Annotated in this window: 10 protein-coding genes; 7 read left to right on the top strand and 3 right to left on the bottom strand. The window is 66.8% G+C overall.

All coding sequences use genetic code 11. From position 1 onward, the window contains the following. Positions 1-132: 132 nt before the first annotated feature. The 5 genes from E5675_RS20875 (at position 133) to E5675_RS20855 (ending at position 3,626) form a co-directional block, all read left to right on the top strand. Positions 133-471: a DUF1491 family protein gene (locus E5675_RS20875; RefSeq protein ID WP_136176178.1), complete on the top strand. Its 339-nt coding sequence runs from the start codon at positions 133-135 to the stop codon at positions 469-471. Positions 472-707: 236 nt separating this feature from the next. Further along, a complete protein-coding gene (locus E5675_RS20870) occupies positions 708-1,331 on the top strand; it encodes a cell wall hydrolase (RefSeq protein WP_247594714.1) in 624 nt (207 codons plus the stop codon). A gap of 68 nt (positions 1,332-1,399) precedes the next feature. Further along, positions 1,400-2,047, top strand: coding sequence for a DUF4136 domain-containing protein (locus E5675_RS20865; RefSeq protein WP_136176176.1), 648 nt, complete (start codon positions 1,400-1,402; stop codon positions 2,045-2,047). Then, entirely contained in the window at positions 2,044-3,153 is a 1,110-nt protein-coding gene (locus tag E5675_RS20860; RefSeq protein WP_136176175.1) for a M14-type cytosolic carboxypeptidase, read from the top strand. The genes E5675_RS20865 and E5675_RS20860 overlap by 4 nt, the downstream gene beginning before the upstream one ends. Next, positions 3,150-3,626 carry a GNAT family N-acetyltransferase gene (locus E5675_RS20855; RefSeq protein ID WP_210727578.1) on the top strand — a complete coding sequence of 159 codons (477 nt, stop codon included), beginning with the start codon at positions 3,150-3,152 and terminating at the stop codon, positions 3,624-3,626. The genes E5675_RS20860 and E5675_RS20855 overlap by 4 nt, the downstream gene beginning before the upstream one ends. 67 nt (positions 3,627-3,693) lie before the next feature. Here E5675_RS20855 and E5675_RS20850 read toward each other — a convergent pair whose 3' ends face one another. After that, positions 3,694-4,149: an Hsp20 family protein gene (locus tag E5675_RS20850; RefSeq protein WP_136176174.1), complete on the bottom strand. Its 456-nt coding sequence runs from the start codon at positions 4,147-4,149 to the stop codon at positions 3,694-3,696. 188 nt (positions 4,150-4,337) lie between these two features. Here E5675_RS20850 and gpmA point away from each other — a divergent pair, with 188 nt between their 5' ends. Next, the gene (gene gpmA / locus E5675_RS20845) at positions 4,338-5,024 is read left to right on the top strand and encodes a 2,3-diphosphoglycerate-dependent phosphoglycerate mutase (protein WP_136176173.1); all 687 of its coding nucleotides are present in this window, start codon (positions 4,338-4,340) and stop codon (positions 5,022-5,024) included. A gap of 91 nt (positions 5,025-5,115) precedes the next feature. Here the strand turns inward: gpmA and dapD are convergent, their stop codons facing one another. Then, positions 5,116-5,958, bottom strand: a complete 843-nt coding sequence (dapD, locus tag E5675_RS20840) for a 2,3,4,5-tetrahydropyridine-2,6-dicarboxylate N-succinyltransferase (protein WP_136176172.1) — start codon at positions 5,956-5,958, stop codon at positions 5,116-5,118. Further along, a complete protein-coding gene (locus E5675_RS20835) occupies positions 5,955-6,632 on the bottom strand; it encodes a pyrimidine 5'-nucleotidase (RefSeq protein WP_136176171.1) in 678 nt (225 codons plus the stop codon). The genes dapD and E5675_RS20835 overlap by 4 nt, the downstream gene beginning before the upstream one ends. A 173-nt stretch (positions 6,633-6,805) precedes the next feature. Here E5675_RS20835 and E5675_RS20830 point away from each other — a divergent pair, with 173 nt between their 5' ends. Next, positions 6,806-9,178: a S8 family peptidase gene (locus E5675_RS20830; RefSeq protein ID WP_136176170.1), complete on the top strand. Its 2,373-nt coding sequence runs from the start codon at positions 6,806-6,808 to the stop codon at positions 9,176-9,178. Positions 9,179-9,193 lie beyond the last annotated feature (15 nt).

Here is a 9,193-nt window from a genome sequence, read left to right as displayed (position 1 = left end):
CACTAACGTGGATTCGGCACCGGCCCGCTCCCCCACCCGGCCTCCCTACTTTAGTATCCTATGGGAGGCCGGGTGGGGGAGCGGGCCGGTGCCGCCTCGTTTCGGCTTTGCCGAAACAGACAATAGATTCCCATGACTCGCCTCAAAAGCCGCTTTCTCGTCGACCTGTTGATTCGCCGCGCCGAAGCCGCCGGGGGTTTCGCCGCAATTCTCGCCAAGGGCGACGACACGTCGGGAATCATTCTCGTCCAGTGCAGCGATCGCGGTGAGCCCGGCCCCCTGCTCGAACGGCGCTTCGGCCCCGACGGCCACTATATCTGGGAGGATGTCGGCCCGACCGACGCAAAAGATGGTGAATCGCGCACCAATTATCAGGAGCGGCGGCGAAGGGCCGATCCCGATCTGTGGATCATCGAACTGGATATCGCAGATGCGCCACGACTCGTCGCGGAGTGGGCCGCGTTAACTTGACTCTGTTGCGGCGCACAATAACTGGCGCCCATTCGATAACGCGTAGGTCGTTCCGCGGGTTGCATCGCCTTGGGCGAAGCTCCGGTAAAACGGTTCGGACACGCAGTCGGACGATGACCGCAGGCGATATTGGACCATAGTCCCCCGCCTGTTTTGAGAGGTTCGGTTCATCGGCCGCCCTTTTGACGGACACTATGAGTCGCATTTTGAACGTGGCCGGCATGGCTGCCGTCGGCATGACTGCCGCCTCCATGCTGCTTCTGGCGGAACCGGGCTTCGCAAGCGATCTTGCCGCCGACGCCAATATCCCCGCCATCATCCTCCCGGGCGCCGATGCGCCGGCGGTCGAGGAACAGGCGAATCTTCCGACCGAAATCGAAACTCCGGTCGAAGACGGTAAAACGATCGAGACCGAAACCGAAGCCGAGGCGAGCCCGGCGCCGGTGACCGCCGCTTCGCTGTCCGAACTCGTCGCCGCGACGCCCAAGCTGGCCGAAATCGATCCAGAACTTCGCTGCCTCGCCGGCGCGGTCTATTTCGAATCGCGCGGCGAATCGCTCCCCGGCCAGCTCGCGGTCGCGCATGTCGTGATCAATCGCGCCCAGTCGGGCCGCTTCCCCAAGAGCCTGTGCGGCGTCGTCCTTCAGAAAAGCCAGTTCAGCTTCGTGCGCGGCGGCCGGATGCCGGCGATCCGCCAGGGCGCCCAGTGGAACAACGCCGTCGCGATCGCCCAGATCGCGCGCGACGGCAGCTGGAAGAACCACGCCCCCGGCGCGCTCTTTTTCCACGCGCGCTACGTCTCGCCCGGCTGGCGCAAGACGCGCGTCGCGCAGATCGACAATCATATCTTCTATCGTTGATTGTCCGGGCGGGATGCGCAGGCATCCCGTTCATTGCCAAGCCATATTTACTGGCGCATGATGCCGGTATGACGCGTCATGTTTCTGCCGCCCTGCTCGCCGCAGCGGCGCTCGCTCTCGGCGGCTGTGCCACCGCGGTTCCACCGGTCGAAGTCACGCGCTTTCATACCAACGCGGCGCCAAGCTGGGCGCCGGGCACGCGCTACGCCATTGCGACCGCCCCGCTCGATGCGCCGGGGACGTTCGATGCTCCCCGGACACGGCCCCCGGGCGCGGCGATGCCCTCGCTCGAATGGAACAGCTACCGCGCCGCGGTCGACCAGCAGCTCCAGCGGCAGGGGCTGGTCCCCGCCGGATCGGGCGAACGCGCGCCGCTCCTCGTCCGCATATCCTTCGACCGCGCCGAACAGCTGCCCGAGGGCGGCCGCTCGCCCGTATCGGTCGGGGTCGGTGGTTCGACCGGCAGCTATGGTTCGGGCGTGGGTCTCGGCATCGGCATCAATCTCGGCGGCGGTCCGAAGCGGATGGCCGATCTCCAGCTGTTCGTCCGCATCGACAATGCCGCCACCGGGCAGGCGCTGTGGGAAGGCCGCGCGCTGACCGCGGTTCCGGTCAAGGCGCCGGCCAACCAGCCCAGCCTCGCCGCGGCGAAATTGGCCGAAGCCCTATTCAAGGACTTCCCCGGCGAATCGGGACGCACTATCAGCGTCAAATGACCATCAGCATCAACGCCGCTTTCGACAGCGGCAATATCGTCGTGGAAAATGTCGACGGCACGTCGGCGCGCCTTTCGATTCGCAAGGATCGCGAATCGGACTTTTTCCAGTGGTTCCACTTTCGCGTTGCGTGCAGCGTCGGCGACGCGCTCGAATTCGCGATCGCCGGGCTGGCCGAATCGGCCTACCCCGACGGCTGGCCGGGCTATGCCGCCTGCGCGAGCTACGACCGCGAAACCTGGTTCCGCCTCGAAACCAACTATGATGCCGGCACCCTGACCATCCGGCACACCGCCGAAAGCCCGCTCCTCTGGATCGCCTATTTCGCGCCTTACTCGATGGAACGCCACCACGACCTGATCGCCTCGGTTGCCGAGTGCGAGGGCGTGACCTACCGCTGCCTCGGCACCAGCCTCGAAGGCCAGCCGATCGACTGCCTCGAAATGGGTAGCGGCGACACGCAGGTCTGGCTTTATGCGCGCCAGCATCCGGGCGAATCGATGGCCGAATGGTGGATGGAAGGCGCGCTCGAAAAGCTCACCGACACGGCCGACCCGCACACGCGCTCGCTGCTCGGCAAATGCCGTTTCCACATCGTCCCGAACATGAACCCTGACGGCTCGCGCCGCGGCCATCTGCGCACCAACTATGCCGGGGTGAATCTCAACCGCGAATGGGACAATCCAACCGTCGAGCGCAGCCCCGAGGTGCTCGCCGTCCGCAATGCGATGGACGAAAGCGGCGTCGACTGGGCGATGGACGTCCATGGCGACGAGGCGATCCCCGCGGTCTTCCTCGCGGGTTTCGAAGGCATCCCGTCGCTGAAGAGCGAGCAGACCGAGAAATATAAGGCGTTCGAGGCGGCGCTCGCCGCGAACACGCCCGATTTCCAGGTCGACCTTGGCTATGAACAATCGGCGCCGGGCAAGGCGAATCTGTCGATGTCGACGACGCAGCTCGCCGAACGCTTCGGGGCCGTCACAATGACGCTCGAAATGCCGTTCAAGGACAATCGCGACCTGCCCGACCCCGAACGCGGCTGGTCGCCCGAACGATCGAAACTGCTCGCCCACGCCTGTCTCGCGACGCTGGACCAGATGTTGTGAGCGAAGCGGGCGGCGGCTGGCGGATCGTCGAGGACGATCTGTCGGGCGCCGCCATCCGCGCGCTGCTCGAGCAACATTTCGCGGGCATGCTTGCCAATTCGCCCGCCGAGAGCTGCCACTTCCTCGATTTCGACGGGCTGCGCGCGGGCGAGGTGACCTTCTGGTCGATCCACCGCGGCGATGACCTCGCGGGCTGCGGTGCCTTGAAGATGCTCGATGCGCGGCATGGCGAGATCAAGTCGATGCGCACCCACGACGCCTTCTTGCGGCAGGGCGTCGCCGCACGCATGCTCGCCCATATCATCGGCGAAGCGCGCAGCCGCGGTCTCGACCGCCTCAGTCTCGAAACCGGATCGGGTCCGGCTTTCGAACCCGCGCTTTCACTTTACGCGCGCCACGGTTTCGAAGAGTGCGAACCCTTCGCCGACTATAAGCCCGACCCGTTCAGCCGCTTCATGACGCGCGCGTTATAGCGAAACGAAAACGGGGCCCGGAAGGGACTCCGGACCCCGCGATTCGGTCAAGCCGGGAAGGCGGCGCTTACGCTGCCTTCTTGTCCTCGATCGCCGGCTGCGTGCCGCCGATCGCGATCTTGTGCGGCTTCATCGCCTCGGGCACTTCGCGCACCAGGTCGATCGTCAGCAGTCCGTCGGCGAGGTCGGCCTCGCTCACCCGCACGAAATCGGCGAGCTGGAAGCGGCGCTCGAACGCACGCGTCGCGATGCCGCTATAGAGCAATTGGCGCGCCTCGCCCTCGGCCACCGGCGCCTTGCGGCCGCTCACGGTCAGCATATTCTGCTGCGCGGTGATATCGATCTCGTCCGGTTTGAATCCCGCGACTGCCACGGTGATGCGGAAATGGTCGTCGGCGACCTTCTCGATGTCGAAGGGTGGATAATTTTCGGCGCCCGACCCGCCGGTTTCGAGGAAATCGAACAGCCGGTCGAACCCGACGGTCGAACGGCGATAGGGGGTCCAGTCAAAGCTGTTACGCATGGATCATTCCTTCCTTGTAAAGCGAAGCAAAGGGACCGCGGCGCGCGCCGCGATCGCCACCCGGCCCCGTATCGGCGGCCGGATGAGGCAAATCTGGGTGCAGCCGAAACCATTTCAAGAGGGGCGTTGGCCTTTGCGGAAAAGCCGCGCTAAAGGGCGGCACACCTCCTCCAGCGCAAGGACTTGAAATGCCCCAGCTCATCCTCATCCGTCACGGCCAGTCGCAGTGGAATCTCGAAAACCGCTTCACCGGCTGGTGGGATGTCGATGTCACCGAAAAGGGTGCGGCCGAAGCCTGGGCGGCGGGCGAACTGATGAAGACAAAGGGCGTCGCGCCCGACACCTGCTTCACCTCGCTCCAGACGCGCGCGATCAAGACGCTCAACCTCGCGCTCGAGGCGATGGGGCGCCTCTGGCTCCCCGTCACGAAGGACTGGCGCCTCAACGAACGCCATTACGGCGGCCTCACCGGGCTCGACAAGGCCGAGACCGCGGCGAAGCACGGCGACGAACAGGTCAAGATCTGGCGCCGCAGCTTCGACATCCCGCCGCCGCCGCTCGAGGCCGGATCGGAATGGGACCTGTCCACGGACCCGCGCTACGCCGGTATCGATATCCCGTCGGCCGAAAGCCTCAAGGATACGATCGAGCGCGTGCTTCCCTATTATGAAGCCGCGATCGTCCCCGAACTCGCGGCGGGAAAAACGGTGCTGATCTCGGCGCACGGCAACAGCCTCCGCGCGCTCGTCAAGCATCTCTCGGGCATTTCGGACGCCGACATCACCGGCCTCGAAATCCCGACCGGCCAGCCGATCGTCTACGACCTCGCCGACGATCTGACCGCGCGCGAGCGTTATTATCTCAGCGAGCGGTAATAACCGTCGCCCCCGCGAAGGCGGGGGCCGCTATCGATCCAGCGCAACAGTACCAGCCGACCTCGCTTGCGCGGGGACGCCGGGAAAACAATCAGTCGCGCAGCAGCTCGTTGATCCCGGTCTTGGCGCGCGTCTTGGCGTCGACGCGTTTGACGATGACGGCGCAATAAAGCGACGGCCCCGGCGTCCCGTCGGGCAGCGGCTTGCCCGACAGCGAACCCGGCACGACGACCGAATAAGCGGGAACCTCGCCCATGAAGACTTCGCCCGTCGCGCGGTCGACGATCTTGGTCGACGCGCCGAGATAGACGCCCATCGACAGCACCGCGCCCTCGCGTACGATCACGCCTTCGGCGACCTCGGCGCGTGCGCCGATGAAGGCGCCGTCCTCGATCACCACCGGCCCCGCCTGCAGCGGTTCGAGCACGCCGCCGATCCCCGCGCCGCCCGACAAATGGACGTTCGCGCCGATCTGCGCGCAGCTGCCGACCGTCGCCCAGGCGTCGACCATCGATCCCTCGCCGACATAGGCGCCGATGTTGACGAAGCTCGGCATCAGCACCGCGCCCTTGCTGATAAAGGCGCCGCGGCGGACGATCGATCCGGGGACCGCGCGAAAGCCCGCATCGCGAAAGCGGTTCTCGCCCCATCCCGCGAATTTCGACGGCACCTTGTCCCACCAGGTCGCGCCGCCGGCGCCGCCCTCGATGATCTCCATGTCGTTTAGGCGGAACGACAGCAGCACCGCCTTCTTCAGCCACTGGTTGACCTGCCACGTGCCGCCCGCATCCCGCTCGGCGACGCGGTAGCTGCCGTCGTCGAGCCCGGCGAGCGCGGCCTCGACCGCCTCGCGCACCGCGCCGGTCGTGGTCAGCCCCAGCGTGTCGCGCGCGTCCCACGCGGCTTCGATCGTGCTCTGCAGGTCGGTCGTCATGAAATTCCCCAAGGTGAAGGCAAGGTATCGAGCCAGTCGGCGATGTCGGTCGCGTGGAAATCGACATGGTCCGGCAGGTGGTCGCGATGGCCGCTTTCGCTGCCATTGTCCAGCCACACGGTCGTCATTCCCAGCCGCTTCGCCGGGGTCAGGTTGCGCGCCATATCCTCGACGAACAGGCTCTTCGCCGGATCGACGCCGAGGTGTGCGACCATCATATCATAAGCCGCCGCGTCGGGCTTGGGCGTATAGCGCGTGACGCGGATGTCGCAGATGCCGTCGAACAGGTCGGCGATCCCGCGCGCTTCTAGTACGCGCGCGGCATAATCGGCATCGGCGTTGGTGAAGACCAGCTTGCGCCCCGGCAGCCGCTCGAGCCCGGCGCGCAGCCGCGCGTCGACGCTCAGCCGGTCGAGCGCGATATCATGGACGTCGACCAGGAAATCCTCGGGATGCACGCCGTGGTGGCGCATCAGCCCCGCCATCGTCGTGCCATGATCGTGGAAATATTGCTTCTGCACCCGCCGCGCCTCGATCGAATCGACGTTCAAAAGCCGCATGATGAAGGCGCCCATGCGCTCATCGATCAGGTCGAACAGTTTCGCCGACGGCGCATAGAGCGTGTTGTCGAGATCGAAGATCCAGCTTTCGATATGGTCGAGCGCGGCGGGCATGATGGGGCGCATAAAGGCTGCGGTGGGTAGCGGCAAGACGCGGGGAAAAAACAGAGGTCAAAAGCCGTCGCCCCCGCGAAGGCGGGAGCCGGGAACCTGCAATTAACCGCATGACGCTACCCCTCGTGCGTCCGTCGCGCTAAAAGGCGGGCATCAGGACAAGGGGAACGGCGATGGCCGACGCGAACCGACTCAGCCGCATCCAGCGGATGGCTGGACGGTCTTTGCCCCTCTTGCTCGGGATCGTCGCACTATCGCTCGCGGGTTGCGGCGGCGGCGGCGCCCGCCCCTCACCCACCCCAGCACCTCCGCCCGCTCCCGCGCCGACACCCACGCCGACGCCCGCCCCCACTCCGCCGCCGACGGGCAATTTCAACACTACCGAAACGCGGATGTCCGACGGCGTCAATTTCCACCGCGCGATCACCGCCTATCAGGCAGGGGCTACCGGGCAGGGCATATTGGCGGGCGTCATCGACGACGGCATCGATCAGGACAGCCCGGAATTCGCCGGGCGCATTTCGTCTGCTTCGGCCGACCTCGCCGGATCGCGGGGAATCAACGGCGAAGGGACCCACGGCACCAATGTTGCACAGCTCCTGCTCGGCGCAAAGAATGACGCGGGCACCTTCGGCATCGCCTTCGACGCCAGCCTGCTCGTGCTGCGCGCCGACCGGCCGGGTAGCTGCGCTACCGAGGATCCGTCGAACGATGAAAGCGGCTGCCGCTATCCCGAAACGGCGATCGCCGCGGGGCTCGACCGTGCGGTCAGCGCGGGGGCGCGTGTCGTCAACATCTCGCTCGGCGGCGCGGATCCGCCCGGCGCGACGCTGCGCGCCGCCGTCTCGCGCGCGACCGCGGCGGGGATCATCGTCATCGTCGCGGCGGGCAACGACGGCGACACGAGTGCGAACGGCAACGATCCGAACAACCCCGATCGCTTTGCGCAGGGGCTGCGCGATGCCGGCGGCGGGCTCGTCGTGATCGCCGGGTCAGTCGACGACAGCGGCGCGATCTCGGCGTTCAGCAATCGCGCGGGCGGCTATGCGGGGTCCTATCTCTCCGCGCTGGGCGAGGGGGTGTGCTGCGCCTATGAAAATGGCGCGCTCAAGACCGAGGGCAATTTCGTCTTTGTCCTCAACGGCACCAGCTTCGCCGCCCCGCAGGTCGCGGGCGCGGTGGCGCTGATCGCAGAGGCCTTTCCCAATCTTTCGAGCCAGCAGATCGTCTCGCTTCTTTACCAGTCGGCCCGCGATGCCGGTGCCGCCGGCGCCGACGGCGTCTATGGTCAGGGTATCCTCGACATCGCGCGCGCCTTTCAGCCGATGGGGGCGACGGCGCTGACGGGGACTTCGACCGCCGTCGCGCTCGACGCGCCGCTCGGCGTCCTCGGCGGTCCGATGGGCGACGCGGGCGGCGCGGGCACGGTCGGGCTCGTCACCGACGGCTTCGGGCGTGCCTTTACCGTCGACTTCGGCGGATCGCTTGGCCTCCGCCGCCCCGATTTCAAGCTGTCGGGCGCGATCGGCGGCCTCGTCCGCCAGCAAAGCGCCGCCAGTTCTTCGCTCGCGCTGTCGCTCGTCACCGCGCCCGGCGCGGGCGGTACCGACGCGCTCGCCGGGCTGTCCTTCCACGATGCGCAGCGCGCGCGCACCCTTGCTGCCTCGGTGATGACGCGCCTCGACGCGCGGACGCGTATCGGCTTCGCGGCGGGGCGCGGCGCCGGCGGGCTGCTCGCGGGCGAGCGCGGCGAAAGCGGCTATGCGATGCTGATCGGCGACGCCGCGCACGAAGGGCTGGGCTTTGCCGCGAGCCCGGGCATCGGCACCGTTATACGATATAATATATTTGATAATCAATATTTTAGCGTCATACTGGAAAATGGCTGGGTCTCCGGCTCGCGCTGGCAGGATGACCCTCTCCTCCGCTACCGCTCGGGCCGCGACAGCCGCTACCAGCGCCTCGGCGCCGCGTGGGACGGCCGCTTCGGCCCCGTCCGCGCCGCGCTCGGCGCCAGCCGGCTCCGCGAATCGGACAGCCTCCTCGGCGCCCGTCTCGGCTCCGTCTTCGGCGCTGGCGGTGCGACCAGCGTCGTCGGCGACGCCAGCTTCACTCTCGATATGCGCGATGATTGGCAAATTGCCGCCGCCTGGCGCCAGATGTGGACCCGCCCCGATGCCCGTGGCCTCGTTGCGGGCGGCGCGCTTTGGTCGACCGCCTTCTCCTTCGACCTCGCCAAGACCCAACTGCTGCAAGCCGGCGACCGCGCCGTGCTCCGCTTCGCCCAGCCTTTGCGCGTCGCGCGCGGCGGCATCGACCTGATGCTCCCCATCGCGCACGACTATGCCAGCGGCCGGACCGATTTCGGCCGCCGCACCTATAATCTCGCGCCGACCGGGCGCGAACTGGTGGTCGAGGCGAGCTATGCGCTTTCGCTGTTCGGCGGCGACCTCATCGCCAACACATGGTGGCGCCGCGATCCCGGCCACATCGCCGCGATGCCCGACGACCACGGCGCGGCGCTTCGCTTTACGAAGGGCTTCTGATCGGCTTTAACGCCC

This window comes from Sphingopyxis sp. PAMC25046, from assembly GCF_004795895.1.
Lineage (GTDB): Bacteria > Pseudomonadota > Alphaproteobacteria > Sphingomonadales > Sphingomonadaceae > Sphingopyxis.
This window is presented reverse-complemented; position numbering and strand designations above follow the sequence as displayed.

Excerpts from the sequence above, each read along its gene's own strand:
- E5675_RS20875 (WP_136176178.1), top strand. The coding sequence starts at position 133 with ATGACTCGCCTCAAAAGCCGCTTTCTCGTCGACCTGTTGATTCGCCGC.
- E5675_RS20870 (WP_247594714.1), top strand. The coding sequence starts at position 708 with ATGACTGCCGCCTCCATGCTGCTTCTGGCGGAACCGGGCTTCGCAAGC.
- E5675_RS20865 (WP_136176176.1), top strand. The coding sequence starts at position 1,400 with ATGACGCGTCATGTTTCTGCCGCCCTGCTCGCCGCAGCGGCGCTCGCT.
- E5675_RS20860 (WP_136176175.1), top strand. The coding sequence starts at position 2,044 with ATGACCATCAGCATCAACGCCGCTTTCGACAGCGGCAATATCGTCGTG.
- E5675_RS20850 (WP_136176174.1), bottom strand. The coding sequence starts at position 4,149 with ATGCGTAACAGCTTTGACTGGACCCCCTATCGCCGTTCGACCGTCGGG.
- gpmA (WP_136176173.1), top strand. The coding sequence starts at position 4,338 with ATGCCCCAGCTCATCCTCATCCGTCACGGCCAGTCGCAGTGGAATCTC.
- dapD (WP_136176172.1), bottom strand. The coding sequence starts at position 5,958 with ATGACGACCGACCTGCAGAGCACGATCGAAGCCGCGTGGGACGCGCGC.
- E5675_RS20835 (WP_136176171.1), bottom strand. The coding sequence starts at position 6,632 with ATGCCCGCCGCGCTCGACCATATCGAAAGCTGGATCTTCGATCTCGAC.
- E5675_RS20830 (WP_136176170.1), top strand. The coding sequence starts at position 6,806 with ATGGCCGACGCGAACCGACTCAGCCGCATCCAGCGGATGGCTGGACGG.